This is a genomic window from Streptomyces sp. KL116D (assembly GCF_030766975.1).
Classification (GTDB): Bacteria; Actinomycetota; Actinomycetes; order Streptomycetales; family Streptomycetaceae; genus Streptomyces; species Streptomyces longispororuber_A.
This window is the reverse complement of sequence record NZ_JASERH010000126.1, coordinates 94,223-120,408: the sequence shown is the minus strand read 5'-3', so window position 1 is coordinate 120,408 and position 26,186 is coordinate 94,223. Positions and strand designations below refer to the sequence as shown.

The window sequence follows — 26,186 nt, the reverse complement described above, 5'->3', positions numbered from 1 at the left end:
ACCGGTCGCCGACCGCGGGCCTCGTCGTGGTTGCTCGCGCAGTTCCCCGCGCCCCCAAGATGCGCACCGCGTGCGCCATCTCAGGGGGCGCCCCGGGGCTGCGGCGAAGCCATTCGGCCGGTCACCGGGTGCGGCTCTCGTCGTGGCCGCTCGCGCAGTTCCCCGCGCCCCCAAGATGCGCACCGCGCGCGCCATCTCAGGGGGCGCCCCGGGGCTGCGGCGGAGCCGCATGCTCCAGGGGCGCGGGGAACTGCGCGACCAGCCCCCACCGGCCCGCGGGTGCCCGGCCTACAAGGATTTCCCGGTGGCGGGCCCCACGATCAACCCGTCACCGAACGCATCCACTCGCACCGTGTCCCCGTCCTTCACCTCACCGGACAGGATCTCCTTGGCCAGCCGGTCACCGATGGCCGTCTGGACGAGGCGGCGCAGGGGCCGCGCCCCGTACGCCGGATCGTTGCCCTCGTCCGCGAGCCACGCCAGCGCCGCGTCGGACACGTCGAGCGTGAGACGGCGGTCGGCGAGGCGCTTGGCGAGGCGGTCGAGCTGGAGGCGGGCGATGCGCGCCAGCTCGTCCTTCTCCAGTGCGGAGAAGACGACCAGGTCGTCGAGCCGGTTGAGGAACTCCGGCTTGAAGGAGGCCCGGACGGTCTCCAGGACCTGCTGCTTCTTCGTCTCGGCCGAGGTCGTCGGCTCCACCAGGAACTGGCTGCCCAGGTTCGACGTGAGGATCAGGATCGTGTTGCGGAAGTCGACCGTGCGGCCCTGGCCGTCGGTGAGCCGGCCGTCGTCGAGCACCTGGAGGAGGACGTCGAAGACCTCAGGGTGCGCCTTCTCGACCTCGTCGAGCAGGACCACGCTGTACGGGCGGCGGCGCACCGCCTCGGTGAGCTGGCCGCCCTCCTCGTAGCCGACGTAGCCGGGGGGTGCCCCGACGAGCCGGGCCACGGAGTGCTTCTCGCCGTACTCCGACATGTCGATGCGGATCATGGCCCGCTCGTCGTCGAAGAGGAAGTCCGCGAGGGCCTTGGCCAGCTCGGTCTTGCCGACGCCGGTCGGGCCGAGGAAGAGGAAGGACCCGGTGGGCCGGTCGGGGTCGGCGATCCCGGCGCGGGTGCGGCGGACGGCGTCGGACACGGCCTGCACGGCCTCGCCCTGCCCGATGAGCCGCTTGCCCAGCTCGTCCTCCATCCTGAGCAGCTTCTGCGTCTCGCCCTCCAGGAGGCGGCCGGCCGGGATGCCGGTCCAGGACGCGACGACGTCGGCGATGTCGTCGGGCCCGACCTCCTCCTTGACCATGGTGTCGCGCGCGACCTCCTCCTCGGCCTCGCTCGCGGCCTCCAAGTCCCTTTCCAGCGTGGGGATCTCGCCGTAGAGCAGCTTGGAGGCGGTGTCGAAGTCGCCGTCGCGCTGGGCGCGCTCGGCCTGGCCGCGCAGCTCGTCGAGCTTCTCCTTCAGTTCACCGACCCGGTTGAGGGACTGCTTCTCCTTCTCCCAGCGGGCGGTGAGACCGCGCAGCTCCTCCTCCCTGTCGGCGAGGTCGCGCCGCAGCTTCTCCAGGCGCTGCCGGCTGGCCGGATCGGTCTCCTTGCCGATCGCCAGCTCCTCCATCTTCAACCGGTCGACGGCGCGCTGGAGTTCGTCGATCTCGACGGGCGAGGAGTCGATCTCCATACGGAGCCGGGACGCGGCCTCGTCGACCAGGTCGATGGCCTTGTCGGGCAGGAAGCGGGAGGTGATGTAGCGGTCGGAGAGCGTGGCGGCGGCGACGAGGGCGCTGTCGGCGATCTGGACCTTGTGGTGGGCCTCGTAACGGCCCTTGAGCCCGCGCAGGATCGCGATGGAGTCCTCGACGGTCGGCTCGGCGACCAGCACCTGCTGGAAGCGGCGCTCCAGGGCGGGGTCCTTCTCGATCCGCTCGCGGTACTCGTCCAGCGTGGTCGCGCCCACCATGCGCAGTTCGCCGCGGGCGAGCATCGGCTTCAGCATGTTGCCCGCGTCCATGGCGGAGTCGCCGCCCGCGCCCGCGCCGACGACGGTGTGCAGCTCGTCGATGAACGTGATGATCTGGCCGTCGCTCTCCTTGATCTCGGAGAGGACGGTCTTCAGGCGCTCCTCGAACTCGCCGCGGTACTTCGCACCTGCGACCATCGCGCCGAGGTCGAGCGAGACGAGCCGCTTGTCCTTCAGGGACTCCGGTACGTCGCCCTTCACGATGCGCTGCGCGAGCCCCTCGACGACGGCGGTCTTGCCGACGCCGGGCTCGCCGATCAGCACGGGGTTGTTCTTGGTGCGCCGGGACAGCACCTGCACGACCCGCCGGATCTCCTGGTCACGCCCGATGACGGGGTCGAGCCGGCCCTCGCGGGCGGCCTCGGTGAAATCGGTGCCGAACTTCTCCAGGGCCTTGTACGAACCCTCGGGATCGGGTGTGGTCACCCGGCGCCCTCCCCTGCTCCTCGTGAATGCCTCGGCCAGCTTCTTCGCACTGGCCCCTTCCTTGCCGAGCACCTCACCGGCGGCCCCGCCCTTGGCGGCGATCCCGATGAGCAGGTGCTCCGTGGAGAGGAACTCGTCGCCCAGCTCCTTGGCCCGCTCGGCGGCGTCCGCGATGACGGCGAGCAGCTCGCGGTTGGGCTGCGGGGGCGCGACGGTCGACCCGGTCACGCTGGGCAGCCCGCCGAGCACGCGCTCGGCCCCCACCCTGACCTGCGCCTGGTCGGCGTCGACCGCGGCCAGCAGATCGACGATGTTCTCGTTGTCCTGCCCCTCGAGCAGCGCGAGCAGCAGGTGCGCCGGGGTCAGATCCGGGTGCCCCCCGGACACGGCCCGGCTGCTTGCCGCGTTGATCGCGTCGCGGCTCCGGTTCGTCAGCTCGGCGTCCACGTACCTGTCTCCTCCACGCTCTCGGCCACTATGACTACTACGTCAACTCTGACCTATCCAGCGTACACAAAGTTGAGTCTATTCCACTCAAGGTGGCGGACGGGATAAGTTCCGGGCATGGCCAAACGGATCGACCTGGACAACCCCACCAACGCCTTCCTCGGCTTCTGGCGGGAACGGCACCTGTGCACCCTGACGACGCTGCGCCCCGACGGCACTCCGCACGTCGTGCCGGTCGGCGTGACGTACGACGCCGAGCAGCGGGTGGCCCGCGTCATCACGAACAAGGCCAGCCGCAAGGTCGCCCACCTCGTCGAGGGGCGGACCCCCGCGCGGGTCGCCGTCTGCCAGGTCGACGGCCGGCGGTGGGCGACGCTGGAGGGCCGGGCCACGGTGCACACGGACCCGGAGCGCGTCGCCGACGCCGAGCGCCGCTACGCCGAGCGCTACACGCGGGCGCCCCGGCCCAACCCGGACCGGGTGGTCATCGAGATCGCGGTCGACCGCGGCACGGGCAACGCCGTCTTCGACGAGTAGCCACGAGCGGGCCCCGTACACGGGCCCCGGGCACCCGGACACAAAACTGCAGCGGCGTCACCGTGTTTCAGGTCCACGGTGACGCCGCTGCGGGGGGAAGCACCTGCGCGATCTACAACGACGGGGGAATCGCGTCAGGCACTGCGGGGGGTGGCTGTGGTTCTCTGCGGGGCGCGCGAGGCATCCTCGGGCTCCCCGTCACCGACCAGCTGGTGGTCCCGCTGGTCGAGGTTCACGAAGATCATTCCGTACCGGACGACGGTCCGCACCGGCTGTGGGGCGCCGCGCGGCCGACGCAGACACCGGTACGCCCGGATGTCGTCGTCGTCGTCCCGCACCACGATGATCGGCTCTCCGAAGAGGGTGACCATGAGCGAGTCACCGGCACTCGGAATCGCCGTCACGAGGTCGATCGTGTGCCAACCGGACCGGTAGGCGATCGCCATCTCGCGGCGTAGGGATCTGTCGTCGGGTGGGGTGATCATGCGCTCGCGTCCGTCCTGGCGCACCAGCAGAGATCCGCGGGGGCGACGCCACCCCAGTGCAGATCCGGCGGCGTTGCGGCCTGGACGGCGGATGCGTTCTCCGCAGCCGGCATGCTGCCCCAATGCAGGTCGAGAGTGCTGACCGCACCGAGGGCAATCCCAGCGGAGAAGGCAACAGCAAGTGCCGACCGAAGCATCTTCTTGCGCATAGCGGGCCTCGTCCTCACTTCCAATGGCTACTCTCCCCCGGCACCCATGACGATGGCTCATTCGGTCACGCAAACACCACAGGGGAGATGCATCATGTTCCTGCACGTTCAGGACCCTGGGGGGTGGAGGAATGACGCAAAAAAACCCAATTCAGACACATCCTCATCAGGTGGCTGAACTATGTGATGAAGGAAGGCGCCTTTACGCCAGCGCCCTTCAGTCGGGACGGATCGCGCGCGAGGAGGTCGCGGCGGCTCCCTGCCTCGTGGATTTCGCGCTTCTGCACCCGGATCCCGACGACGCCGACTGGCTCCGGCCCGTTCCGCCCACCGCGGCCCTGGCCCAGCGCCTCCAGCCGATCGAACACGAGATCCTCGAACGCAGGACTCTGGCGGTTCAACTGACCGAAGCGTTTGAGCCATTCATGGCGATCAGTGCGCAGGGGCAGTCCGAGGTCCATTCCATCACTGTCCTGGAAGGCTTCAGCAGGATCAACGCCGCGATCGAACTCGCCACGGCCGAGTGCCAGACCGAGATCCTCACGGTCCAGCCCGGCGGCGGGCGGAGCGAGTACGCGCTGACCGAGGCCATGAAACTCAGCAAGGGTGTCCTGGAGCGCGGCATCGTCATGCGCACCCTCTACCAGCACACGGCCAGGCACAGTCAGGGCACTCTGGAGTACGCGCAGGTCATGGCGCAGGGCAACGTCGAGATACGCACCCTGGAGGAGCTGATCGAGCGGCTGATGATCTTCGACGGGACAGTCGCCTTCATCCCCGCGTCCGACGACCGCGAGATGGGACAGCAGGTCGCCCTCGAACTGCGGCACCCCGGCGTCGTCAGCTACCTCACGCGGGTGTTCGAGCAGCTCTGGCAGCGCGCGGTCCCGATACTCGAGGACGCGGCTCCCTACGCGCCGCCCATCGACGGCATCACCGGCGTCCAGCGCTCCATCGCCAGGCTTCTCGTCGAAGGTCACGTCGACGAGGCGATCGCCCGCCGCCTCGGGATGAACGTGCGCACCTGCCGTGCACATATAGCCAAGATCGCGGCGGCCCTCGGCAGTGGGAGTCGAGCCCAGCTGGGCTTTCTGATAGCCCAGTCAGGAATCCTCCGACAGGAGCCCGCGATGCCGACCAGAGAGAGCGATACGTGACCGGTGAGTCGCACGCACACGGAGCAGCCGACCTGTGCGACGCGGGCATGCGGCTTTACACCCGCGCACTCCGCGAAGGACGCGTGTCGCGTGCCGATGCCGAACCGGCCCCGTGCCTCGAAGCCCATGCGCTGCTCAGGCCGGACCTCGAGGACCAGCAGTGGCTGCGCCCGGTCCCGCCGGCCGTCGCCCTGCCCAAGCTGCTGCGCACGGTCGAGGAGGACATCGCCCTGCGCCGGACCCAGGAGGCGCGACTGGCCGAGTCCTTCGCACCGCTCATGGCGCTGGACGCCGAGCGCGCGGCCATCCCCGACGCCCCGATGATCAGCATCCTGCTCGGCTTCCAGCGCATCAACGACGCGATCGGCGAAGCCATCACCGCATCGTCGGAGGAGCTGCTCACCATCCAGCCCGGCGGCCACCGCCCCGCCCCCCTGCTCGCCTCGGCCCTGCCCCGGGAGCAGGAACTGCTCACCCGCGGCTGCCGGATGCGCACCCTCTACCAGCACACGTCGCGCCACTCGCCGGCCGTCCTCGGCCACTACGAGCAGCTGGACGGCGACGTCCAGGTCCGCACCCTCGACGAGGTCACCGAGCGGCTCATCATGCTCGACCGCACCGTCGCCTTCATCCCGGCGAACCAGGACCGCACGGTCGCCCTGGAGATCCGGCACCCGGCGCTGATCACCTACCTGGCGACCACGTTCGAGCGGCTGTGGCGGCTGGCCACGCCGATGTTTCCGCAGGACGGGAGCGCCGAGCCGACGACCGGCGGGGTCACGACCCGGCAGCGCACCATCGCCACCCTCCTCATCGAGGGCCACACCGACGCCGTCATCGCCGAACGCCTCGGCATGAACATCCGCACCGTCCGCGTCCACATCGCCAAACTCGCGGCCACCCTCGGCAGCGACAGCCGGGCCCAGCTCGGCTATCTCATCGGCCAGTCGGGACTCCTGGCGCAGGACCCCGCGGCCGTCGTAGGAACGGAATGACAGCGTCAACCGTGATGGCCGACCGAAGAATCTGAGGAGACCGCCCCATGCCCGCGCCCCGCGACGTGCAGGACTCCACAGCTCACAGGGACACCGGATTCACGCTGCGGATCCGCTCCCGGCACGACGACCGCGGCGCCGTGCCGGATGCCGATCCGGCGCCGCACCACGATGACGTCGGGGTCATTCTCGTCAAGCAGAAGGCGCCGGATCATCTGGAGCTCACGCTGCCTACCGCCGCGCTGCGGCGTCTCCTGCAGCACGAGACCGATCCGTCGACGACAGCCCCGGCCGCGGTGATAGAGGGCACGGTCCTCGAAGGCCTGGACAAGGTCAGGGAAGCCATCGAGAAGGCGATGGCCGAGGCCACGACGGAGCTCCTGACCGTTCAGCCGGGCGGCAACAGGCCGCCCGAAGCCCTCGTCGAATCCCTCGCCCGGGACCAGGCTCTCCTGGCCAGGGGCGGGCGCATCCGCACCCTCTACCAACACACGTCTCGCCACTCGCTGCCGGTGCTCGCCTACTTCGAGACCCTGGCCGGCGATGCGCAGGCGCGCAGCCTGAACGAAGTCACCGAGCGCCTCGTGGTGATCGACCGGCGGGTGGCGTTCGTTCCCGCGAGCAGCGACCGCAGCCACGCCCTCGAGATACGCAACCAGCCACTGGTCGGCTTCCTCACGACCGTCTTCGACCGGCTGTGGGACCTGGCGACCCCGCTGTACCCCGAAACCGCCCCCCAGCCGTCACTGGGCGGTCTCACCGTCCGCCAGCAGGCCATTGCGAACCTCCTTGTCACGGGCCTCACCGACATGGCCATCGCGGAACGCCTCGGCATGAACATCCGCACCGTCCGCGTCCACATCGCCAAACTCGCCGCGGCCCTCGGCAGCGAGAGCAGGGCTCAGCTCGGCTACCTCATCGGCCGGTCGGGGATTCTGGATTCGGAGCGCTGAGGCGTCAGACCCGGATCCGACCTCCCGAGGAAAGCAACGGGCCGGGTCCGCGGGAGCGCTCCCGCGGACCCGGCCACCAGGACCCGCCCCGAACTAGTGCGTGAGCCCCGCCTCCGCACAAGCCGTCGCGAACTTCGCGGTGCAGATCTCCGAGACCTTGAAGATCTTGTCCTTCACCACGGTCTGCTTGATGTTGTCCCGGGTCAGCGCGACCACGCTCACGCTCGCCGTACGGATCTGCTGCGTCGTCGGGCTGTCCGTGCGGTCCATCGCGAGGGCCTCGAACTCGATGGTGCGGCCCTGCGCGACCCGCACCGCCATCTCGGCGGCCGTCGCGGCCTCCTCCGGGTAGGGCTTGTACACGCTCATGTACTGATCGCCCGCCAGAATGCGCTGGACGGCGGCGAGTTCGGCGTCCTGGCCGGTGATCGGGGGCATCTTCGTGACCCCGGCCTCCTTCAGCGCCTCGATGATGCCGCCCGCCATGCCGTCGTTGGCGGAGTAGACGCCCGCGATGTTGTCCGCGCCGATCGCCGCGATCGCCTGCGCCATGTTGGCCTTGGCGTTCTTCGGCTTCCAGGCCACCGTGTCGTACGACTTCGCGATGGTCACGGAGTCGGCCAGTTCCGCGCGGGCGCCCGCCTTGAAGTCGGCGGCGTTCGGGTCGGTCGGCGAGCCGTTGATCATGACGATCTTGCTGGCCTTGGTCGCCTTGTCGCCGAGGGCCTCGACGAGCTCCTTGCCCTGGGTCTGGCCGACGAGCTCGTTGTCGAACCCGATGTAGGCGTCGACGGGGCCCTGCGCCAGCCGGTCGTAGGCGATGACGTGGATCCCCGCGTCCTTCGCCTTCTGCACCGACGCGGCGATGACCTTGGCGTCGACGGCATCGACCAGCAGCGCGTCGACCTTCTGGTCGATCATCTTCTGCATCTGCTGGTTCTGCAGGTCGGCGTCCTGGTCGGCGTTGGCGTAGAGAAGCTGTCCCTTGCCGTCGGTGAGTTCGGCGATCTTCTGCTTGATGATCGGCCGGTCGAACTTCTCGTAGCGCGCGGTCTCCTTCTCCGGAAGCAGCAGACCGATCTTGACATCGTTGCCCTTGCGCACGGGCGCGCTGCTGTCGCTCTCCCCGCCGGGCAGCACACCACCGCAGGCCGATAGCGAGACCACCAGGACGGATGCGGCACCGGCCATGGTGGCGGATCGCATTCGCGTGTTCATTACGGATACCTCCCTGACGTGGCCGCGACGGTGCGACCGAGGTGGCTCGAAGCCAACTCGGCCGCCCACACGGGGTCAAGAGGTGAAGCAACACCGCAATGAAACCGGGTCCATTACTTCCCTACATGAAGGCAGATACGGCTGATTCCGGACATCCACCCCCGGCCGTCACGGATTCTTCACGCTCCGGCGGGCACCCGGTCCAGGAAACCGTGCACCGCGCTGATCCGCCCGTCCTCGTCGAGCTCGACGACGTCGAACCCGGCGACCGGCGCGGACCCGTCCGCCTCCGACACCAGCTCCCAGCCGAACCGGGCCAGCCGGTGGTGCCCGTCCACCGCGCCGAGCTGCCGGAACGCGAACCCCGGGAACTGCTCGTGCGCCGCACCGATCACGGCCGCGATCCCCTCGTGCCCGGCGACCTCGGCCAGCGGGTCGGTGTACGTGCCCTCCTCGGTCCAGGCCGCGGCGACGGCCTTGGCGCGCTCCTCGGGGGTGCGCGCGTTCCAGGCCTCGAAGTAGCGGGCGACGGCGGCGGCGTGAATGTCGTGTCCGGTCATGGCGATCGGCCTCCAGTCGTGCGTCGTGGACGTGCGTCATGGGATGCGCGTCATGGGATGTGCGTCATCGGACGAAGGGGCCGGAGCCCGGTCGGAGTGCGCCGCCCGGGTTCCGGTGACTTCAGACTGCCGGGCGGCGGGCGGAGGTGCGATTACGCGCGAGGTAATGCGGAGCCCGCGGGCGCCGACCGGGACCGCGGCGGCATCGGCTACCGCGTCCGCCGGCCCTGAGCACGCTCCGGCCGTACGAGGTCGAGTTCGGCCCACACCGTCTTGCGCGGGCTCGGCCCGCCGGTGACGCCCCAGCGGTCGGCGAGAGCCGCCACGACGACGAGCCCCCGCCCCGACTCCCCCTCTCCAGCCCGGACCTGGGGCCGCCGATCGCCCCGGGCGTCGGCGACCTCGATGCGCAGGACGTCCCCGGCGACGTACAGACCCAGCCGGAAGTCACGTCCGGGCAGACGGCCGTGCGTGACGGCGTTCGCGGCGAGTTCCGCCACGACGTACGCCGCATCGTCGAGGACGTACACGAGTCCCCAGGTGCGGAGTTGTTCGACCGCGAGGAGGCGCGCGAGGCGGGCCGCGCGAGGCGTCGGCGACAGCTGTTGCGTGAAGTGGCGTGTGGTGTGCGGGAGTTCGGCGGTTTCCTGGTTCACGTCACTCAGCGTGGCCGGACGCTTCTACGCTCACCAGCGACACGGCCGTCGCGTACGGCGACTGTCCAGCTGCTGTCCAGAGCTGTACAGGCTGTCCAGCGGTACGTACGGGTACGGACGCTGACGGAACGTGGGCGGGGAGTTCGGCGGACTGGAGGTGCGCGGGATGACTGGGGCGGCGACGGACGGTGACGGCTGGGAGATCGAGCCCGGCGACGAGCAGGGGGCCGCGGTGATCGCGCTGGTGGGGCGGTTGCTGCGGGCGCGGCGGGAGGCGGTGGGGATGCGGGTGCCCGAGCTGGCGTCCGCGATGGGGTACGGCGAGGGGATCGTCTACAAGGTCGAGAGCGGGACGCGGATTCCCCGTCCGGAGTTCCTCGACAAGGCGGACGAGGTGCTGGCGGCCGCCGGGCTGTTCAGGGAGATGAAGGCCGACGTGGCGGAGGTGCGGTACCCGAAGAAGGTGCGGGACATCGCGCAGATGGAGGCGAAGGCGGTCGAGCTGACGTCGTACTGGAACCACAACCTGCACGGTCTGTTGCAGACGCCCGAGTACGCGCAGGCGCTGATCTCCATGTGGCGCCCGGCATTGGCAAGCGAACAGATCGAGCGAGGAGTGTCCGCTCGCGCGGCCCGCAAGTCGGTCTTCGAGCGCGACCCCGCGCCCAACCTCAGCTTCGTTCAGGAAGAGGTGACCCTACGGCGCCCGATCGGAGGGAGGATGGTGTTGCGGCGACAGCTCGAACACCTCCTGGAACTCGGCCAGTTGCAGCACGTCGAGATCCAGGTGATGCCGACGAACCGCAGGGACCATGCCGGGATGAGTGGGGAGATGGAGGTGCTGAAGTTCAGGGACGGAACCGCGATCGGACGCTGCCACGGCCTCTACGCCGGACGGCCCGTCTCCGACCCGAAACACCTCCGCGTCATCGAACTCCGGTGTGGCATCATCCGGGCTCAGGCGCTCTCACCTGGAGAGTCGCTGGCCTTCATCGAGCGAGTGCTGGGAGAGGTATGAACCGCGAACCCGAACTGGCCTGGTTCAAGAGCAGCTACAGCAGCGGCAGCGACGACCCCAACTGCGTAGAGGTCGCCCACACCCCCGGCACCACCCACGTCCGCGACTCCAAGCAGGACCCCCGCACCCCCCACCTCACCGTGTCCGGTGCGGCCTGGGCGGACTTCGTGGCGTACGCGGGCGGCAACTGAGCTAGCCCTGGTACTCGGTCAGGTCGATCGCGTACAGCCGGGACCCCCCGGCCTCCCCGGTGAAGTCCATCCCGAGCTTCTCCAGCACCTTCGCCGACGAGGTGTCGCCCTCCGCCGTGACCGCCACGACCCGGTCGATCCCGCGGTCCTGGAGGGCGAACTCCAGGGACGCGTGCGCGGCCTCGGACGCGTAGCCCTGGCCCCAGAACGCGCGGCCGAGCCGCCACTGGATGCCGATGTGGCCCGCCACCGGCGCGGGCGCGTCCGGCACGTACAGGCCGACGGCGCCGATGAGCTCGCCGGGCCCGAGCAGCTCCACGGCGAACAGGCCGAACCCCTCGTCGTCCCACTCCTCCTCCCAGCGCTCGATGTCCTCGGCGGTCTCGTCGAGGGAGCGCGGGTCGCCGTCGCCGACGTAGCGCATGACGGCCGGGTCGGCCTGGATGTCGGCGAGCGGCGCCAGATCGTCGTCGGGCAGCCAGCGGCGCAGGAGGAGGCGAGGGGTGCGGATCTCGGTCATGGGTCCATCCTGCGGCATGCCGTGCGAGGACTCCGCCACGAGGTCGGCTGACGCGCGAAGGGGCCCGGAGTTCGGGAAGAACTCCGGGCCCCTTCGACGACACGACGTCAGTCCTGCGGCCTCTTCGGCCGCCAGACCACGAGCGCGCTCGTCTGCTGGACCTCCTGGTAGGGCACCAGGTCGCGGCGGTACGAGGCGTGCACCGCCGCCTCACGTTGCTGCATGGCCGCGGCGGCTCCCTCCACGGCGGCGGAGAGCTCCGCCACCCGGGACTGCAGCGCCGCCACCTGGTTCTCCAGCTCGATGATGCGCTTGATGCCGGCCAGGTTGATGCCCTCGTCCTGCGACAACTGCTGGACGGTGCGCAGCAGTTCGATGTCGCGGGCGGAGTAGCGCCGGCCCCGGCCCGCGGTGCGGTCGGGGGAGACCAGGCCGAGGCGGTCGTACTGGCGCAGGGTCTGCGGGTGCAGGCCGGACAGTTGAGCCGCCACCGAGATCACGTACACCGGGGTCTCGTCGGTCAGTTCGTACGGGTTGCTTCGTCGACGGCCGTCCATCTGGCTCAGGCTCCCTTCGCGGCCTGGAACAGTTCTGCCCGCACATCGGTGTCCTCAGTCGCCTTGCGGTACGACTCGAGGGCCGAACGGGCTTCGTCGTCAAGGTCCTTGGGAACCGCGACCTCGACGGTGACCAGCAGGTCGCCGCGCGTGCCGTCCTTGCGGACCGCACCCTTGCCACGGGCCCGCATCGTCCGCCCGTTCGGCGTGCCCGGGGGCAGCTTCAGGGTGACCGGCGGACCGCCGAGCGTGGGCACCTTGACCTCGCCGCCGAGCGTCGCCTCCGGGTAGGTGACCGGGACGGTCACCGTGAGGTTGTCGCCCTTGCGGCCGAAGACCGGGTGCGCGTCGACGTGCACGACGACGTACAGGTCGCCCGCGGGGCCGCCCCGTTCGCCGGGAGCGCCCTTGCCGCGCAGGCGGATGCGCTGGCCGTCGGAGACGCCGGCCGGGATGCGCACCTGCATCGTGCGGGAGGACTTGGCGCGGCCGCTGCCCTTGCAGACCTCGCAGGGGGTCTCGGCGATGAGGCCGCGGCCCTTGCAGTCCACGCAGGGATCGGTGAGGGAGAAGCCACCGCCGCCGCCCCGCGAGACCTGGCCGGTGCCGACGCAGGTCGGGCACACGCGCGGCGTGCCGTTCTTGTCGCCGGTGCCGGAGCACGCCTTGCAGGGGGCCTGGGAGGACATCCGGAGCGGGACCGTGGCCCCGTCCACCGCCTCGGTGAAGCTGAGCGTCACCTCGGACTCGATGTCCTGGCCGCGGCGCGGCTGGGTACGGGTGCCCGTGCCCGCGCCGCCCCGGTTGAACAGGCCGCCGAAGACGTCGCCTATGCCGCCGCCGAAGCCGCCCTGGCCGCCCTGGCCCTGGGCGCCGCCGCCGAAGAGGTCGCCCAGGTCGAAGTTGAACGAGCCGCCGCCCGCGCCGCCGGGACCGGGGCGGAAGCCGCCGTTCCCGAAGAGCGCGCGCGCCTCGTCGTACTCCTTGCGCTTCTTGGGGTCGCCGAGGACGTCGTTCGCCTCGGAGATCTCCTTGAAGCGCTCCTCCGCCTTGGGGTTGCCCTTGTTGGCGTCGGGGTGGTTCTCCCGGGCGAGCTTGCGGTACGCCTTCTTGATCTCCGCGTCGGTGGCGTCCTTGGGGACGCCGAGGACCTTGTAGTAGTCCTTCTCGATGAAGTCCTTGGTGCTCATCGGCCTCGACGTCCCTCCTCACTCACATCAGTTGCCGCGTCTGCGATGTCAGCCCTCGTCCGGGCCACCGCTCTCCTTCTCGTCGGCCTCGGTGTCGGCCGACTCGGCGGCGGTCTCCGGCTTGACGGTCTGCGCACCCGGCTGCGGCTCGGCGACCGCCACCCGCGCGGGGCGGATGGTGCGCTCGCCGATCCGGTAACCCGGCTGCAGGATCGCCACGCAGGTCGTCTCGGTGACGTCCGGTGCGTAGCTGTGCATCAGGGCCTCGTGCACGGTCGGGTCGAAGGGCTCGCCCTCCTTGCCGAACTGCTGCAGGCCCATCTTCGCGGCGACCGTCTCCAGGGATTCGGCCACCGACTTGAAGCCGCCGACGAGCTCGCCGTGCTCACGGGCACGGCCGATGTCGTCGAGGACCGGGAGCAGCTCGGTCAGGAGGTTCGCGACGGCGATCTCCTTGACCGTGACACGGTCCCGCTCCACCCGGCGCCGGTAGTTCTGGTACTCGGCCTGCAGGCGCTGGAGGTCCGTGGTGCGCTCGCTGAGTGCGGTGCGCACCTGGTCCAGCTGTGCCGTCAGGGCAATGTCCGATGCGGACTGCGCGGAGGCTGCTGAGTCCCCGGCCGGGGCCGCCCCCTCCCCCTTCTCGGGGGAGGCGGCGGTCTTCGGCTCGGCGTCGTCGGAGGTGGCGCCGGAGGGGACGTCAGGCTCTTCGCTCTCGCTGAAGCCCGGGGTCTCCTCCGTCACGCGGCACCGTCCTTGCGGTCCTCGTCGACGATCTCGGCGTCGACGACGTCGTCGTCAGCGGCCTTGGCGTCGCCCTGCGGGGCACCGCCCTCGGCGCCACCGGCGGCCTGCGCGCCCTGGGCGTCGGCGTACATGGCCTGGCCCAGCTTCTGCGAGACGGCGGCGACCTTCTCGGTGGCGGTGCGGATCTCGGCCGAGTCGTCGCCCTTGAGCTTCTCCTTCAGCTCGGTGACGGCCTCTTCGACCTCGGTCTTCACGTCGCCGGGGACCTTGTCCGCGTTGTCCGCGAGGAACTTCTCCGTCTGGTAGACGAGCTGCTCGCCCTGGTTGCGGGACTCGGCGGCCTCGCGGCGGGCGTGGTCCTCCTCCGCGTACTTCTCGGCCTCTTCGCGCATCCGGTTGACCTCGTCCTTCGGCAGCGAGGAGCCACCGGTGACGGTCATCTTCTGCTCCTTGCCCGTGCCGAGGTCCTTCGCGGTCACGTGCATGATGCCGTTGGCGTCGATGTCGAAGGCGACCTCGATCTGCGGGACACCGCGCGGGGCCGGCGGCAGACCGGTCAGCTCGAACATCCCGAGCTTCTTGTTGTACGCCGCGATCTCGCGCTCGCCCTGGTAGACCTGGATCTGCACGGACGGCTGGTTGTCCTCGGCCGTCGTGAAGATCTCGGAGCGCTTGGTCGGGATGGTCGTGTTGCGCTCGATGAGCTTCGTCATGATGCCGCCCTTGGTCTCGATGCCAAGAGACAGCGGGGTGACGTCGAGCAGCAGGACGTCCTTGACCTCGCCCTTGAGGACACCGGCCTGCAGGGCGGCGCCGATGGCGACGACCTCGTCCGGGTTCACGCCCTTGTTGGCCTCGTTGCCGCCCGTCAGTTCCTTGACGAGCTCGGCGACGGCCGGCATGCGGGTCGAGCCACCGACGAGAACGACGTGGTCGATCTCGGAGAGCTGGATGCCCGCGTCCTTGATGACGTTGTGGAACGGCGTCTTGCAGCGCTCCAGCAGGTCGGACGTGAGCTGCTGGAACTGGGCGCGCGTGAGCTTCTCGTCCAGGTGCAGCGGGCCCTCGGCGGACGCCGTGATGTAGGGCAGGTTGATCGTGGTCTCCGTGGAGGAGGACAGCTCGATCTTGGCCTTCTCGGCCGCCTCGCGCAGGCGCTGGAGCGCCATCTTGTCCTTGCCCAGGTCCACGCCGTGGCCGTTGTTGAACTGCTTGACCAGGTAGTCGACGACGCGCTGGTCCCAGTCGTCACCACCGAGGTGGTTGTCACCGTTGGTGGCCTTCACCTCGACGACGCCGTCGCCGATCTCCAGGAGGGACACGTCGAAGGTGCCGCCACCGAGGTCGAAGACGAGGATCGTCTGGTCGTCCTTGTCGAGGCCGTACGCCAGGGCGGCGGCGGTCGGCTCGTTGACGATGCGCAGGACGTTCAGGCCCGCGATCTCGCCGGCCTCCTTCGTCGCCTGGCGCTCCGAGTCGTTGAAGTACGCGGGGACGGTGATGACCGCGTCGGTCACCTTCTCGCCCAGGTACGACTCGGCGTCGCGCTTCAGCTTCTGCAGGATGAAGGCGCTCATCTGCTGCGGGTTGAAGGTCTTGCCATCCAGGTCGATCTTCCAGTCAGTGCCCATGTGGCGCTTGACGGAGCGGATGGTCCGGTCCACGTTCGTGACCGCCTGGCGCTTGGCGACCTCGCCGACCAGCACCTCGCCGTTCTTCGCGAAGGCGACGACGGACGGCGTGGTCCTGGCGCCCTCCGCGTTCGTGATGACGGTGGGCTCGCCGCCTTCGAGAACGCTGACGACGGAGTTAGTCGTGCCCAGGTCGATGCCGACCGCACGTGCCATTTCAATTCCTCCAGCTGACTACTTGAGTGGATCTGACTCAAGACTGCAACACCACCCCCCTCGCCGTCAACAGACCTGAGTCCCATCCGCTCAACTTTTATCCTGCGCTTATGGGCAGACTTCCAGGAAAACGGCTCTGAGCTGCGGTTTCATCGCGACCCTACGGTCACTTTTCGCCCGCCAGATACGACAGCGCGGGCTTCGCGGGGGAGCGCAGAGCCCGCGGACGGGTCCCCCGACGCCTCGATCGAAACCGGGCGATCAGCCCGAGCGGGATGCGACGGAGATCCATGGGCGCGTCCTGGGTTTCATGGCCGGCCCGACGGAGGACGGCCGGGTCGTTGGGCGGTTCCGCCAGGCCGAGAATAGAGACTTATGCGCTGAATGTCCGTAAAGCGCAACGTAGGGAGGACGCGTGGAAGCACCCCGGGTAGCCGTCCTGATGACCAGTCACAACCGGCGCGCCGACACCCTCGCCGCCCTCGACGCCCTCACCGCGCAGCGCGGCCTGCCGCCCGGCACCCGCGTGCGCGCCCACCTCGTGGACGCGGGCTCGACGGACGGCACCCCCGAAGCGGTCCGCCGCGCCCACCCCGGCACCCAGGTGACGGTCGTCGGACCCGACGTCTACTGGGGCCACGGCATGCGCCTGGCCAGCCGCAACAGCCGCGCCGCCGGCAGCCCCGAACCCAGCCACCAGCTGTGGCTGCACACCGGGGTCCGGCTCGCCCCGGACGCCCTCGCCCAACTCCTCGACACCTCGCGGAAGTTCGCCGACCGCGCGGTGATCGTCGGAGCAGTCCGGCACGACGGCGCCACCACCTACTCCGGCCGGCGCGGCCACTCCCTCGCCCTGGTCGAACCGAGCGGCCGGCCCGAGCCCTGCGACACCTACAACGGGCACGTGGTGCTGCTCCCCTGGGCCGTGCGCGAGCGGGTCGGCGACATCGACAAGGTCTTCGTGCACGGCATGGGCGACTACGACCACGGGTTCCGCGCGCGCCGGGCGGGCGTCGCCGCGCACGTCGCCCCGCGCCACGTCGGCGACTGCCCCGCCGGCCCGGCCGCCGCCCTGCACGGCTCCCGCGAACCGGGCATCGGGGTGCGCGAGGCGCTGCGCCGCCGGACGTCGCCGCGGGAGCTGCCGGTGCGGCCGTGGTGGGTCTACTGCTGGCGGCACACGGGCGTACGGGCGCCGGTGCTGATGGTCTCGCCGTACGTGACGACGGTCGTACGGGCGCTGGCCGCGAGCCGCGCCGCACCGTGACGGCGCGGCGCGCGGCGGCCGGTCACAGCTCGTCGTTCTCCGGGTCGTACGCGTTGTACAGGTGCTTCGGCAGCGGCTCGTCCTCGCGCAGCGCCTCGAACAGCGCCTCCGCCTGGTCCTCGACCGGCGTGTACCGGCCCCAGTAGTCGGGGTGCTCGACGCTCGGCACGGTGACGATGGCGGTGCGGCCCTCGGGGACCTGGCCCGCGCCCTCCGCGAGGCCGTACAGCTCGCTGAGCGAGTCGAGGCCCTTGTCGGCGGTGAGCGAGGACGTGACCGCGTGCAGCGCCGGATACAGCCGGGTGGTGTGCGAGAGCAGGCCCTCGTCCCGCACCCGGTCCATCAGATCGCGCACGAACTCCTTCTGCCGCTCGATGCGCTGGAGGTCGCTGCCGTCGCCGACACCGGTCCTGCCCCGCACGAAGACCAGCGCCTGGGCACCGTCGAGGTGCTGCTCGCCGCGGTCCAGGACGAGGTCGCCGCCCGGCACCCGCATCCGCTCGGGCACCTTCACGTCGACGCCGCCGAGCGCGTCCACCACCTTCTTGAACCCGGTGAAGTCCAGCACGAGGTGGTGGTCGACGCGGACGTCGGTCAGGTCCTCGAAGGTACGGATCGCGCAGGCCGCGCCGCCCCGCTCGAACGCCCAGTTGAACTGCGCGTACTCCGGTTCGCTGCGCTCCCCGTCGGGCAGCCGGCAGTCCGGGATGTCGACCATCAGGTCGCGCGGCACGCTCACCAGCGCGGCCCGCTTCCGGTCGGCCGACAGGTGCAGCAGCATCGTCGTGTCGGAGCGCTGGCTGTCCTTGGTGGCCTCGATGTCCGAGCCCATGATCAGGATGTTCTGCGCACCGGGCCGCAGCGCGGCGGGCCGTCTGCCGTGGTCGGCGTCGAGGGCCTGGTCGGTGGCCTCGTCGGTACGGATGTTGCCGTTCAGCCGGGCGTACGCGAGGGAGCCCGCGCACAACGCCGTCACCAGGAGCACCGCGGCGCCCAGCGCGCTCCGGCGCACCCACCGGCGGGCGAACAGCCTCCTGCGCAGCAGCCGCAGTTCACGCAGTGCCATGGAGCAGCCCTTCCGCGCCGTGCGCCGGCGCCAGCGATGCGTACAGGGCCGTGGTCCGCTCGACCCATGCCTCCTCGCCGTACCGCTTGGCGTAGACGCCCCGGCAGTGCGTGCGCAGCGTGGGGAAGATCCGCTCGGCGGCGGCCAGCGCGGCGGGCAGCGAGGCGTCCCAGCCGGTGACGGTGCCGGTGCCCTCGGCGCGCACCACGCGCGGCAGCAGGGAACCCTCGAAGGCGAGCACGGGCAGCCCCGCCGCCAGCGCCTCCGGATAGCCGAGTGGCACCCCGTCCGGGCGGCGGCCCGGGAGGACCGTCCCCCGGTACCCGGGCAGGGAGCGCCGCAGCGCCGTCCGCTCGACGGACCCGAGGAACCGCACGGACGACGGCGCCGCCGCCCGGCACTCGCCCTCCAGCGGCCCGGTCCCGAGCACGTCGAGGCGCTGTTCCGAGGGCCAGCGGCGCAGCAGGTCGAGGATGCCCCCGTCCTGTGTGAGGCCGCCCGCGAACACCCAGGCGTCACCCGCCTGATCGGGTCCGGCGTCCGGTGCGCCCTCCACGTCGGGAACGAAGTTGGGGACCAGCGCGATCCGCTCCTCGGGCAGCCCGGCGCGCACGTACGTCTCCCGGCTCCGCTCCGACAGGACCACCACCCGGTCGGCCCGCCGCAGCAGCGGGTTCTCCCGCACCCCGCCCCGCGACGACCAGGCGAGCGGCAGGGTCGCGAGCCGCGAGCCCCGGTAGCAGCCGTGCCGCAGCCCCGCCCACCGGTCGCCGTCCAGGCAGCGGGTGCACGGCGCCCCGTCCCGGTACAGGACGGCGGCGGCGCACAGCGGCCGGTAGTTGTGCAGGGTGGCGACCAGCGGTCCGGTCCACTCGGCGGTCCAGGCACGCCCGAAGTTGGGGAACAGGTTGTGGACGTGCACCACGTCGGGCGCGAGGGCGCGCAGCACGGGCAGCGGGCTGCGGCCGTGCCCGGTGGCCACGGTGACCGCGCACCGGGCCGCGTACCAGGGCGCGTGCTGGAGGTCGTCGGTGCGGGCGGCGACGAGGTGCACGTCGTGGCCCGCGCGGGTGAGGGCGGCGGCCTGGTCGAGGACGGACTCGTTCGCGCCGCCGGGCACCGACGAGCCGTGGAAGCTGTGGACGAGCGCGATCCTCATGCGAACGCCGCCCCGGACCGCACGAGGGCCAGATCGGGCCCGAACTCACCCGCTCCCGCGAGGACCTCGGGCAGTTCCGGGGCGTGGTCCACCTGGAGCAGCACCCGCTCGCCGGGCGCCACGACGTCCTCCCACACCTGGTCGAGGCGGCGGGTCCAGGCGCCGTCCCGGTCGCCCAGCGCGTACGGCAGCACCTGCCAGGCCGCGTCGCGGGCGGCGGCCCTGCGGACCCCGGCGCGCACCCCGCCGAACGGCTCGAAGGACACGATCCGCCCGCGGTACCCGGACCGGCGCAGGGCCCGTCCGAAGACACCGTCGTGCGCGCCCGAGGCGAGCACCAGGTCGATCTCGTGCCGGGTGAGTTCACGCACCAGTGCGCGCGTCCGGCCGAAGTTCAGCATGTCTCGCTCCCTTACGAGTACGGCCCTACGAGTACTGCTCCTGCGAATGCGGCTCCTGCGGGGTACGGCCCCTGCGCGGCGGTCCGCCGGGAGCCGGCCCGGCGCCGCGCGCGGTGGTGCGCGGTCGTGCGCGCGGCAGGCGTCGGCGGCGGATCAGCCCCGCGCCAGATCGACGGACTCGGCGGTCCCCGCGGCCCGCACGCCCCTGACCTGTCTGCGGGCGCCGTAGACCGGCACCCGCAGCAGCAGCACGACGGCCACCGAGGCCGCGCCGACCAGCCCCCACACCACCGGCACGCCGACCGCGCCCCGGTGCAGCAGCACGGCCGTCGACGTGCCGACGGCCGCCGCGACGCCGAGGACCACCGCCGCCCCCGGCACGGTCAGGCCGAGCCGGCGCAGCCGGTGCGCGATGTGGTCGGTGCCGCCGCGCAGCAGTCCGCGCCCGGCCCGGCGCCGCGAGACGACGACCAGGACCGTGTCGGCGGTGGCCACGACGGTCACCGCGAACAGGGAGGCGAGCGAGGCGGACGCCTCGTGCTCGACGTTCACCAGCAGCGCCGAGCAGGCCACGAGGAACCCGGTGAACAGCGATCCGCAGCCGCCGAGGACGATCCGCGCCGGATGCCAGTTGTGCATGAGGAAACCGGTGAGCGAGGCGGCGAGCAGCCCCAGGACCACCGCGAGCGGACCGAGCCCCTCCGCCCCGGCACACACGCACAGGCCCAGCGCGGTGACCACGCCGACCACGCCCATCGCCCCGTCGGAGTTGTCGAGCAGGTTGAAGGCGTTCGTCACGAAGACCACCCACAGGACCGCGAGCGCGCCGACGGCGAAGCCCAGGTGGGTGCCGTGCACGACCACGCTCGCGGCGCCCGCCTCGACGATGATCCGGGCCCGCGCCCCCATCGGCCGCAGATCGTCGAGGAAGCCGAGCAGGGCGACCGCGGCGGCCGCGAGCAGCAGCGTCCCCGTGGTGGAGCCGAGCGGTACCAGCCCGGTGGCGGCCCCGGTCGCCGCGACCGCGCCGGTCGCCGCCGCCACGGCCACCCCGCCGAGGTGCGGCGTGGGCCGGCTGTGGGGCCTGCGGCCGCCGGGCCGGTCGACGCCGAAGGAGGTGCGCAGCGCCAGGGCGCGCAGCCCGGCGGTCAGGGCGGCGGCGAGCAGCAGCGCGGTCGCGGCGGCCGCGATCCCGAACAGCACGTCAGGCCCGGGCCGCGGCGGGCGGGAAGGACATCGGGGTGGTGGGCGGGAAAGACGGCTGAGTGGTGGGCGGGAAGGACATCGGGGCGGCCGGTCCCGGGAAGCCGCCGCCCGTGCCGCTCACGTCGACGAGTGCCGCGTCGACCATCTCCTCGATCCCGGCCCGTGGCGCCCAGCCGGTGAGGGCGCGCAGCGCGCGGGTGTCGGGGACGCCGGCCCCGTACGGGACTTCGGCCCCGTCCTCGTCCTCGGCCCCGGTCTCGTACGGGACGAAACGGAGCGGCGACGGTGAGCCGGAGCGCTCGACGACGGTGCGCGCGAGGTCGGCGGCGGTGGTCTCCTCGGAGCGCGCGACGTCGAAGGTGCCGCCGGCCGCGTCCGGACGGGCGAGGAGGCGCAGCAGCGCGTCGACGACGTCGGCGACGTGGGTGAGGCGGTGGCGCCGGCTGCCGTCGCCGTGGACGGTCAGCGGCTGTCCGGCGACGGCCTGCGCGGCGAGCCGCGGCACGAGCGTGCCGTGCGTGGGCGACTCGCGCGGCCCGACGGTGTCGAAGAGGCGGACCACCGTCACCGGCAGGCCGTGCTCCCGGTGGTGGGCGAGCGCGAGCGCCGCGGCGTCGGCCGGTCCTGCGAGCAGCAGCGGGCGGCCGTGCCGCAGGGCGGCGGCGAGGACGGGGCGGACGTCGGCGGCGGCGAGGTGGATCACGTGGTCGCAGCGGCCGGCGAGTTCGTCGACGAGGCGGGCGTCGAGCGCCGAGCCGCGGACGAAGCGGAGCTTGGGGTTGGGCCAGGCGGCGGCGAGGCGGGCCCGGTCGCCGGTGGACAGGTCGTCGAGGACGACGACGGTGTGGCCCTGCGCGAGCAGCGCGTCGGTCAGGTGCGAGCCGATGAAGCCCGCGCCGCCGGTGACCAGATAGGTGGACGACATGTGCGTTCAGGGCCCCTCGGTGAGTGCGGTATCGGGGTGACACCGGCGGGGCACACCCGGCCGGAGCCCTACATAAGTTATTCCCTTATGTCCAAATATGGGGCGAATAACACGATCAGCTTTGGCTCGCCCACCGACGCACCCGGCGGACCACGGCACCGCGCCCTGAGGGTGCCCTCAGCGACACAGATCACGACCCGGGCGACTACATTGCGACCGGGTAAGTGGGTAGTCTCAGACGGACTCCATAAGTTACCGCTTAGTAATCACTAGTACGTCAACGACGAGACCACCCTCGCAGGCCCGAGGAGCCCCCTAATGCAACTCGCCGCGATCATCGTGTCGCTGGTTACGATCGTGGTCGGCGCGGCCCTGTTCGTCCGTGCCCTCCTGCAGATCTACAACTTCATGCGGCTCGGCCAGAACGTGCCCGCAGGCACCCGCACCGACGAACCGGTCCAGCGCACCGTCACCGTGGCCAAGGAGTTCCTCGGCCACACCCGGATGAACCGCTGGGGCATCGTCGGTGTCGCGCACTGGTTCGTGGCAGTGGGCTTCTTCTCGCTGCTGCTGACGATCGTCAACGCCATCGGCCAGCTGTTCCAGGCCGACTGGCTGCTGCCGATCATCGGCGAGTGGGCGCCGTACAACGTCTTCGTCGAGTTCATCGGCACCATGACGGTCCTCGGCATCGTGGTCCTCATCGTGATCCGCCAGCTGAGCAAGCCGAACAAGCCGGGCCGCAAGTCCCGCTTCGCCGGCTCGAACTTCGGCCAGGCGTACTTCGTCGAGGCCGTCATCCTCATCGTCGGCGTCTGCATCTTCATGCTGCACGCCCTCGAAGGCGCCCAGCACCACGTCGACGGCTACGAGGCGTCGTTCTTCATCTCGTACCCCGTGGTGAACGCGCTGGAGGGCCTGGACGTCTCCACGCTCCAGAACCTCACCTACTTCTTCGCCGGCCTGAAGATCGCGACCTCCTTCATCTGGATGATCACGGTCGCCCTGAAGACCGACATGGGCGTCGCCTGGCACCGCTTCCTCGCCTTCCCGAACATCTGGTTCAAGCGCAACGCCGACGGTGATGTCTCGCTGGGCGCGCTGCTGCCGATGACCTCGGGCGGCAAGGAGATCGACTTCGAGGACCCGGGCGAGGACGACGTCTTCGGCGTCTCCCAGGTCGAGCAGTTCTCCTGGAAGGGCCTGCTCGACTTCTCCACCTGCACCGAGTGCGGCCGCTGCCAGTCGCAGTGCCCCGCCTGGAACACCGGCAAGCCGCTCTCGCCGAAGCTCCTGATCATGTCGCTGCGCGACCACGCGCACGCCAAGGCGCCCTACCTGCTCGCCGGTGGCGGCAAGTCAATGGAGGGCGAGGAGAAGGCGACCGAGGAGCAGCTCAAGGACGTGCCCGCCGCCGCCCTCGCGGAGGCCGAGCGCCCGCTCATCGGCACCCTCGAGGAGAACGGCGTCATCGACCCGGACGTCCTGTGGTCCTGCACCACCTGCGGCGCCTGCGTCGAGCAGTGCCCGGTCGACATCGAGCACATCGACCACATCGTCGACATGCGCCGCTACCAGGTGATGATCGAGTCCGCCTTCCCGTCGGAGGCCGGCACGATGCTCAAGAACCTGGAGAAGAAGGGCAACCCCTGGGGCCTGGCGAAGAAGCAGCGCCTGGAGTGGCTCAAGGAGCTCGACTTCGAGGTGCCGGTCGTCGGCAAGGACATCGAGGACCTCACCGAGATCGAGTACCTCTACTGGGTCGGCTGCGCCGGCGCCCTGGAGGACCGCGCCAAGAAGACCACCAAGGCCTTCGCCGAGCTGCTCAACATCGCGGGCGTCAAGTTCGCGATCATGGGCGGCGACGAGAAGTGCACCGGTGACTCCGCCCGCCGCCTCGGCAACGAGCCGCTGTTCCAGCAGCTCGGCCAGGAGAACGTCATGGCGCTGAACATGGCGTTCGGCGAGGAGTACGACGACGACGGCAAGGTCACGGCCGAGTCCAAGAAGCCGAAGACGGTCAAGAAGATCGTCGCGACCTGCCCGCACTGCCTCAACACCATCGGCAACGAGTACCCGCAGCTCGGTGGCGATTACGAAGTGATCCACCACACGCAGCTGCTCCAGCACCTCGTCGACGAGGGCAAGCTCGTCCCGGTCACCCCGGTCGAGGGCATCATCACCTACCACGACCCGTGCTACCTGGGCCGTCACAACAAGATCTACTCCCCGCCGCGCGAGATCATCGCCAACGTGCCGGGCCTGCGCAACGAGGAGATGCACCGCCACAAGGAGCGCGGCTTCTGCTGCGGCGCCGGCGGCGCGCGCATGTGGATGGAGGAGCGGATCGGCAAGCGCATCAACAACGAGCGCGTCGACGAGGCCCTGTCCCTCAACCCGGACATCGTCTCGACGGCCTGCCCGTTCTGCCTCGTCATGCTGACCGACTCGGTCAACGGCAAGAAGAACGACGGCAAGGCCAAGGAGTCCGTCCAGGTCGTCGACGTCGCGCAGCTGCTGCTCGACTCCGTCAAGACGCCGGTCGACCCGGCGGGCGAGGCGGAGACCGAGGACGCGCCGGAGCCGGAGCCGGTGAAGTAACACCCCCCGGCAGACGCCCCGAGGGCACCCCGTCACGACGGGGTGCCCTCTTTGCTTCTCCCGTCCCGTACAACCCTTCCGGATGATCCCGTGTCAAACGGGGCGCCGGACAAGGAACGGGCCCTTTCCGGCCGTCCCCCCGCGCTGCCCGGCCTTCCTTCGCTACAGGAGCCGCACGTGCGCAAGAACCGTTCGGCCGCCCTCGCCGCGGCCTCGTTCCTCCTTCTCACCGGTACGTTCATCGCCGCCGCCCCGTCCGCGTACGCGGGCACCCCGGGCGGCACCCGCGCGAACGACCGCAACACCGACTTCAACGGCGACGGCTACGACGACGTCCTCGTCGGCGCCCCCGGGGCCACCGTGGGCGGCCACGCCGGGGCCGGGATCGTCACCGTCCAGTACGGCGGACCGAGCGGGATGGGCACGTCCCGCTCCGCCGTCTTCAGCCAGAACACGACCGGAGTGCCCGGCGCCGCCGAGGCGGGCGACGCGTTCGGGCAGGCCGTCGCCTCCGGCGACATCGACGGCGACGGCTACGACGACGCGATCGTCGGCTCCCCCGGCGAGGACCTCGGGACCGTGACCGACTCGGGCGGCGGCGTCGTCCTGTGGGGCACCCCCAAGGGGCTCGTCGGCACCGCCAGTACGGGCCTGGAGGCCGACGAGCCCGCCGACGGCGGCCGGTTCGGGTCGGCGCTCGCCGCCGCCCGGTTCTCCGACACGGGCGACGGCGACCAGTTCGCCGTCCTCGACTCGGTCGGCCTCGCGATCTTCCAGTACGAGGCGGCACCCGCCGCGAGATCCACCGCGGGCACCGCCAAGCGGCTGGTCCGCGCCTCCCGGACCGACTTCGCGGGCAAGGCACCGAAGGCGAAGGCCCCGGAGGGCGCGACGCCGAAGGCCGCCACCCGGTCCGCCCTGGCCGCGCCGACCGGCATCCAGCCGCAGTCCCTCACCACCGGCGACTACGACGCCAACGGCTTCGCCGACCTCGTCGTCTCCGGCACCTCCGTCGGCGACGAGCCCGGACACGGCTGGTCGTACGTGCTCCCCGGCACGGCCGCCGACGCCGACCCGCTGCCGGTGCTCACGCTGCGCGGCGGCCCGGTCGTCGCCTCCGGCGACGTCAACGGGGACGGCAAGGACGACGTCGTCACCGGTGAGCCGCACAGCCCCGACGACGGCGGCGAGTGGACGACCGGCGGCATGGTCGGCGTCTACTACGGCTCCGACACGGGTCCTAGCGGCGAACCGCAGTGGTGGACGCAGGACACCGACGGGGTGCCCGGCACCGCCGAGAAGGGCGACGGCTGGGGTGCCGACCTGTCCGTCGGCGACAGTGACGGCGACGGGTACGCCGACGTCGCGATCGGCGCGCCCGGCGAGGACATCGGCACGGTGGCCGACGCGGGCGCGGTGTGGGTGCTGCGCGGCTCGGCCCTCGGGCTGCGGACCACCGGGGTGCGGGACTTCAACCAGGACTCGGCGGACGTGCCCGGGGCGGCGGAGAAGGGGGACAAGTTCGGCGGGCAGGTCTCCTTCACCGACCCGAACGACGACGGCCGCTTCGGGCTCCTCGCGGCGGCGCCCGGCGAGAACACCGACGACGGTGTGGTCTGGGTCTTCTCGGCGGGCTCGACCGGCATCACGGCGACCGGTTCCTGGACGTACGGAGCGGGTTCACTCTCCGCCCCGTCCCTGAACGCCCGCTACGGCGCGGCCGTGGACGACTAGTCGCCGCAGGCCCGACCGGCACACTGTCGAGCCCAGCTGCTCTGTGGCTGGCCGCGCAGTTCCCCGCGCCCCTGAGATGCGCACTACGTGCACCATCTCAG

General features: G+C 71.0%; 24 protein-coding genes. 9 read left to right on the top strand and 15 right to left on the bottom strand.

The annotated features are described in order from the left end of the window. Nucleotides 1-288: 288 nt before the first annotated feature. Nucleotides 289-2,886: an ATP-dependent chaperone ClpB gene (gene clpB / locus RBJ77_RS46610; protein WP_372350513.1), complete on the bottom strand. Its 2,598-nt coding sequence runs from the start codon at nucleotides 2,884-2,886 to the stop codon at nucleotides 289-291. 117 nt (nucleotides 2,887-3,003) lie between these two features. On the opposite strand from clpB, the gene RBJ77_RS46605 reads away from it, so the two are divergent. Continuing rightward, complete coding sequence (locus RBJ77_RS46605; RefSeq protein ID WP_372350512.1) at nucleotides 3,004-3,423, top strand: pyridoxamine 5'-phosphate oxidase family protein; 420 nt, start codon at nucleotides 3,004-3,006, stop codon at nucleotides 3,421-3,423. Nucleotides 3,424-3,557: 134 nt separating this feature from the next. Here the strand turns inward: RBJ77_RS46605 and RBJ77_RS46600 are convergent, their stop codons facing one another. Beyond that, nucleotides 3,558-3,908: a hypothetical protein gene (locus tag RBJ77_RS46600; RefSeq protein ID WP_372350511.1), complete on the bottom strand. Its 351-nt coding sequence runs from the start codon at nucleotides 3,906-3,908 to the stop codon at nucleotides 3,558-3,560. A gap of 340 nt (nucleotides 3,909-4,248) precedes the next feature. Between RBJ77_RS46600 and RBJ77_RS46595 the strand changes: the two genes are divergently transcribed. The 3 genes from RBJ77_RS46595 to RBJ77_RS46585 are packed head-to-tail and all read left to right on the top strand — an operon-like array spanning nucleotide 4,249 to nucleotide 7,222. Beyond that, entirely contained in the window at nucleotides 4,249-5,274 is a 1,026-nt protein-coding gene (locus RBJ77_RS46595; RefSeq protein ID WP_372350510.1) for a helix-turn-helix transcriptional regulator, read from the top strand. Nucleotides 5,275-5,321: 47 nt separating this feature from the next. Then, on the top strand, nucleotides 5,322-6,269 hold the full coding sequence (locus RBJ77_RS46590) for a LuxR C-terminal-related transcriptional regulator (protein WP_372350509.1): 948 nt from the start codon (nucleotides 5,322-5,324) through the stop codon (nucleotides 6,267-6,269). A 47-nt stretch (nucleotides 6,270-6,316) separates the two neighbouring features. After that, nucleotides 6,317-7,222 (top strand): helix-turn-helix transcriptional regulator, encoded by a 906-nt coding sequence (locus RBJ77_RS46585; protein WP_372350508.1) that lies wholly within the window; start codon nucleotides 6,317-6,319, stop codon nucleotides 7,220-7,222. 93 nt (nucleotides 7,223-7,315) lie between these two features. Here RBJ77_RS46585 and RBJ77_RS46580 read toward each other — a convergent pair whose 3' ends face one another. The 3 genes from RBJ77_RS46580 to RBJ77_RS46570 all read right to left on the bottom strand — a co-directional run bounded on the left by RBJ77_RS46580 (nucleotide 7,316) and on the right by RBJ77_RS46570 (nucleotide 9,656). Then, nucleotides 7,316-8,440 carry a sugar ABC transporter substrate-binding protein gene (locus RBJ77_RS46580; protein ID WP_372350507.1) on the bottom strand — a complete coding sequence of 375 codons (1,125 nt, stop codon included), beginning with the start codon at nucleotides 8,438-8,440 and terminating at the stop codon, nucleotides 7,316-7,318. 179 nt (nucleotides 8,441-8,619) lie between these two features. Beyond that, a complete protein-coding gene (locus tag RBJ77_RS46575) occupies nucleotides 8,620-9,000 on the bottom strand; it encodes a nuclear transport factor 2 family protein (RefSeq protein WP_372350506.1) in 381 nt (126 codons plus the stop codon). A gap of 209 nt (nucleotides 9,001-9,209) precedes the next feature. Further along, on the bottom strand, nucleotides 9,210-9,656 hold the full coding sequence (locus RBJ77_RS46570; RefSeq protein WP_372350505.1) for an ATP-binding protein: 447 nt from the start codon (nucleotides 9,654-9,656) through the stop codon (nucleotides 9,210-9,212). A 166-nt stretch (nucleotides 9,657-9,822) separates the two neighbouring features. Here RBJ77_RS46570 and RBJ77_RS46565 point away from each other — a divergent pair, with 166 nt between their 5' ends. Both RBJ77_RS46565 and RBJ77_RS46560 read left to right on the top strand, forming a co-directional pair. Further along, entirely contained in the window at nucleotides 9,823-10,674 is an 852-nt protein-coding gene (locus tag RBJ77_RS46565; protein ID WP_372350504.1) for a helix-turn-helix domain-containing protein, read from the top strand. Then, nucleotides 10,671-10,865 carry a DUF397 domain-containing protein gene (locus RBJ77_RS46560; protein WP_372350503.1) on the top strand — a complete coding sequence of 65 codons (195 nt, stop codon included), beginning with the start codon at nucleotides 10,671-10,673 and terminating at the stop codon, nucleotides 10,863-10,865. The genes RBJ77_RS46565 and RBJ77_RS46560 overlap by 4 nt, the downstream gene beginning before the upstream one ends. A gap of 1 nt (nucleotide 10,866) precedes the next feature. Here the strand turns inward: RBJ77_RS46560 and RBJ77_RS46555 are convergent, their stop codons facing one another. From RBJ77_RS46555 to dnaK, 5 genes are all read right to left on the bottom strand, one after another. Then, nucleotides 10,867-11,385 (bottom strand): GNAT family N-acetyltransferase, encoded by a 519-nt coding sequence (locus RBJ77_RS46555; RefSeq protein ID WP_372350502.1) that lies wholly within the window; start codon nucleotides 11,383-11,385, stop codon nucleotides 10,867-10,869. 107 nt (nucleotides 11,386-11,492) lie between these two features. After that, complete coding sequence (locus RBJ77_RS46550) at nucleotides 11,493-11,942, bottom strand: heat shock protein transcriptional repressor HspR (RefSeq protein WP_255978107.1); 450 nt, start codon at nucleotides 11,940-11,942, stop codon at nucleotides 11,493-11,495. Between the two features lie 5 nt (nucleotides 11,943-11,947). Further along, nucleotides 11,948-13,132 carry a molecular chaperone DnaJ gene (gene dnaJ, locus RBJ77_RS46545; protein WP_255978105.1) on the bottom strand — a complete coding sequence of 395 codons (1,185 nt, stop codon included), beginning with the start codon at nucleotides 13,130-13,132 and terminating at the stop codon, nucleotides 11,948-11,950. A gap of 48 nt (nucleotides 13,133-13,180) precedes the next feature. Beyond that, complete coding sequence (gene grpE / locus RBJ77_RS46540) at nucleotides 13,181-13,876, bottom strand: nucleotide exchange factor GrpE (protein ID WP_255978103.1); 696 nt, start codon at nucleotides 13,874-13,876, stop codon at nucleotides 13,181-13,183. After that, the gene (gene dnaK / locus RBJ77_RS46535) at nucleotides 13,873-15,726 is read right to left on the bottom strand and encodes a molecular chaperone DnaK (protein WP_372350501.1); all 1,854 of its coding nucleotides are present in this window, start codon (nucleotides 15,724-15,726) and stop codon (nucleotides 13,873-13,875) included. The genes grpE and dnaK overlap by 4 nt, the downstream gene beginning before the upstream one ends. A gap of 415 nt (nucleotides 15,727-16,141) precedes the next feature. Here dnaK and RBJ77_RS46530 point away from each other — a divergent pair, with 415 nt between their 5' ends. Then, nucleotides 16,142-16,993, top strand: a complete 852-nt coding sequence (locus tag RBJ77_RS46530; RefSeq protein WP_372350500.1) for a glycosyltransferase family 2 protein — start codon at nucleotides 16,142-16,144, stop codon at nucleotides 16,991-16,993. Nucleotides 16,994-17,015: 22 nt separating this feature from the next. Here RBJ77_RS46530 and RBJ77_RS46525 read toward each other — a convergent pair whose 3' ends face one another. The 5 genes from RBJ77_RS46525 to RBJ77_RS46505 form a co-directional block, all read right to left on the bottom strand. Beyond that, the gene (locus tag RBJ77_RS46525; RefSeq protein WP_372350499.1) at nucleotides 17,016-18,059 is read right to left on the bottom strand and encodes an LCP family protein; all 1,044 of its coding nucleotides are present in this window, start codon (nucleotides 18,057-18,059) and stop codon (nucleotides 17,016-17,018) included. Beyond that, a complete protein-coding gene (locus RBJ77_RS46520) occupies nucleotides 18,046-19,218 on the bottom strand; it encodes a glycosyltransferase family 4 protein (protein ID WP_372350498.1) in 1,173 nt (390 codons plus the stop codon). The genes RBJ77_RS46525 and RBJ77_RS46520 overlap by 14 nt, the downstream gene beginning before the upstream one ends. Next, on the bottom strand, nucleotides 19,215-19,619 hold the full coding sequence (locus tag RBJ77_RS46515) for a hypothetical protein (RefSeq protein ID WP_372350497.1): 405 nt from the start codon (nucleotides 19,617-19,619) through the stop codon (nucleotides 19,215-19,217). The genes RBJ77_RS46520 and RBJ77_RS46515 overlap by 4 nt, the downstream gene beginning before the upstream one ends. Nucleotides 19,620-19,772: 153 nt before the next feature. Next, complete coding sequence (locus RBJ77_RS46510) at nucleotides 19,773-20,822, bottom strand: MraY family glycosyltransferase (RefSeq protein WP_372350496.1); 1,050 nt, start codon at nucleotides 20,820-20,822, stop codon at nucleotides 19,773-19,775. A 1-nt stretch (nucleotide 20,823) separates the two neighbouring features. After that, on the bottom strand, nucleotides 20,824-21,750 hold the full coding sequence (locus tag RBJ77_RS46505) for an NAD-dependent epimerase/dehydratase family protein (protein ID WP_372350495.1): 927 nt from the start codon (nucleotides 21,748-21,750) through the stop codon (nucleotides 20,824-20,826). A gap of 318 nt (nucleotides 21,751-22,068) precedes the next feature. Here RBJ77_RS46505 and RBJ77_RS46500 point away from each other — a divergent pair, with 318 nt between their 5' ends. Next, nucleotides 22,069-24,351 (top strand): (Fe-S)-binding protein, encoded by a 2,283-nt coding sequence (locus tag RBJ77_RS46500; protein WP_372350494.1) that lies wholly within the window; start codon nucleotides 22,069-22,071, stop codon nucleotides 24,349-24,351. Between the two features lie 177 nt (nucleotides 24,352-24,528). Next, a complete protein-coding gene (locus RBJ77_RS46495; RefSeq protein ID WP_372350493.1) occupies nucleotides 24,529-26,085 on the top strand; it encodes an esterase in 1,557 nt (518 codons plus the stop codon). Nucleotides 26,086-26,186 lie beyond the last annotated feature (101 nt).

What these genes read in the sequence shown, in the direction of transcription:
- RBJ77_RS46605 (WP_372350512.1), top strand. Translation starts at nt 3,004, where the DNA reads ATGGCCAAACGGATCGACCTGGACAACCCCACCAACGCCTTCCTCGGC.
- RBJ77_RS46600 (WP_372350511.1), bottom strand. Translation starts at nt 3,908, where the DNA reads ATGATCACCCCACCCGACGACAGATCCCTACGCCGCGAGATGGCGATC.
- RBJ77_RS46595 (WP_372350510.1), top strand. Translation starts at nt 4,249, where the DNA reads ATGACGCAAAAAAACCCAATTCAGACACATCCTCATCAGGTGGCTGAA.
- RBJ77_RS46590 (WP_372350509.1), top strand. Translation starts at nt 5,322, where the DNA reads ATGCGGCTTTACACCCGCGCACTCCGCGAAGGACGCGTGTCGCGTGCC.
- RBJ77_RS46585 (WP_372350508.1), top strand. Translation starts at nt 6,317, where the DNA reads ATGCCCGCGCCCCGCGACGTGCAGGACTCCACAGCTCACAGGGACACC.
- RBJ77_RS46580 (WP_372350507.1), bottom strand. Translation starts at nt 8,440, where the DNA reads ATGAACACGCGAATGCGATCCGCCACCATGGCCGGTGCCGCATCCGTC.
- RBJ77_RS46575 (WP_372350506.1), bottom strand. Translation starts at nt 9,000, where the DNA reads ATGACCGGACACGACATTCACGCCGCCGCCGTCGCCCGCTACTTCGAG.
- RBJ77_RS46565 (WP_372350504.1), top strand. Translation starts at nt 9,823, where the DNA reads ATGACTGGGGCGGCGACGGACGGTGACGGCTGGGAGATCGAGCCCGGC.
- RBJ77_RS46560 (WP_372350503.1), top strand. Translation starts at nt 10,671, where the DNA reads ATGAACCGCGAACCCGAACTGGCCTGGTTCAAGAGCAGCTACAGCAGC.
- RBJ77_RS46555 (WP_372350502.1), bottom strand. Translation starts at nt 11,385, where the DNA reads ATGACCGAGATCCGCACCCCTCGCCTCCTCCTGCGCCGCTGGCTGCCC.
- RBJ77_RS46550 (WP_255978107.1), bottom strand. Translation starts at nt 11,942, where the DNA reads ATGGACGGCCGTCGACGAAGCAACCCGTACGAACTGACCGACGAGACC.
- dnaJ (WP_255978105.1), bottom strand. Translation starts at nt 13,132, where the DNA reads ATGAGCACCAAGGACTTCATCGAGAAGGACTACTACAAGGTCCTCGGC.
- dnaK (WP_372350501.1), bottom strand. Translation starts at nt 15,726, where the DNA reads ATGGCACGTGCGGTCGGCATCGACCTGGGCACGACTAACTCCGTCGTC.
- RBJ77_RS46525 (WP_372350499.1), bottom strand. Translation starts at nt 18,059, where the DNA reads ATGGCACTGCGTGAACTGCGGCTGCTGCGCAGGAGGCTGTTCGCCCGC.
- RBJ77_RS46520 (WP_372350498.1), bottom strand. Translation starts at nt 19,218, where the DNA reads ATGAGGATCGCGCTCGTCCACAGCTTCCACGGCTCGTCGGTGCCCGGC.
- RBJ77_RS46515 (WP_372350497.1), bottom strand. Translation starts at nt 19,619, where the DNA reads ATGCTGAACTTCGGCCGGACGCGCGCACTGGTGCGTGAACTCACCCGG.
- RBJ77_RS46505 (WP_372350495.1), bottom strand. Translation starts at nt 21,750, where the DNA reads ATGTCGTCCACCTATCTGGTCACCGGCGGCGCGGGCTTCATCGGCTCG.
- RBJ77_RS46500 (WP_372350494.1), top strand. Translation starts at nt 22,069, where the DNA reads ATGCAACTCGCCGCGATCATCGTGTCGCTGGTTACGATCGTGGTCGGC.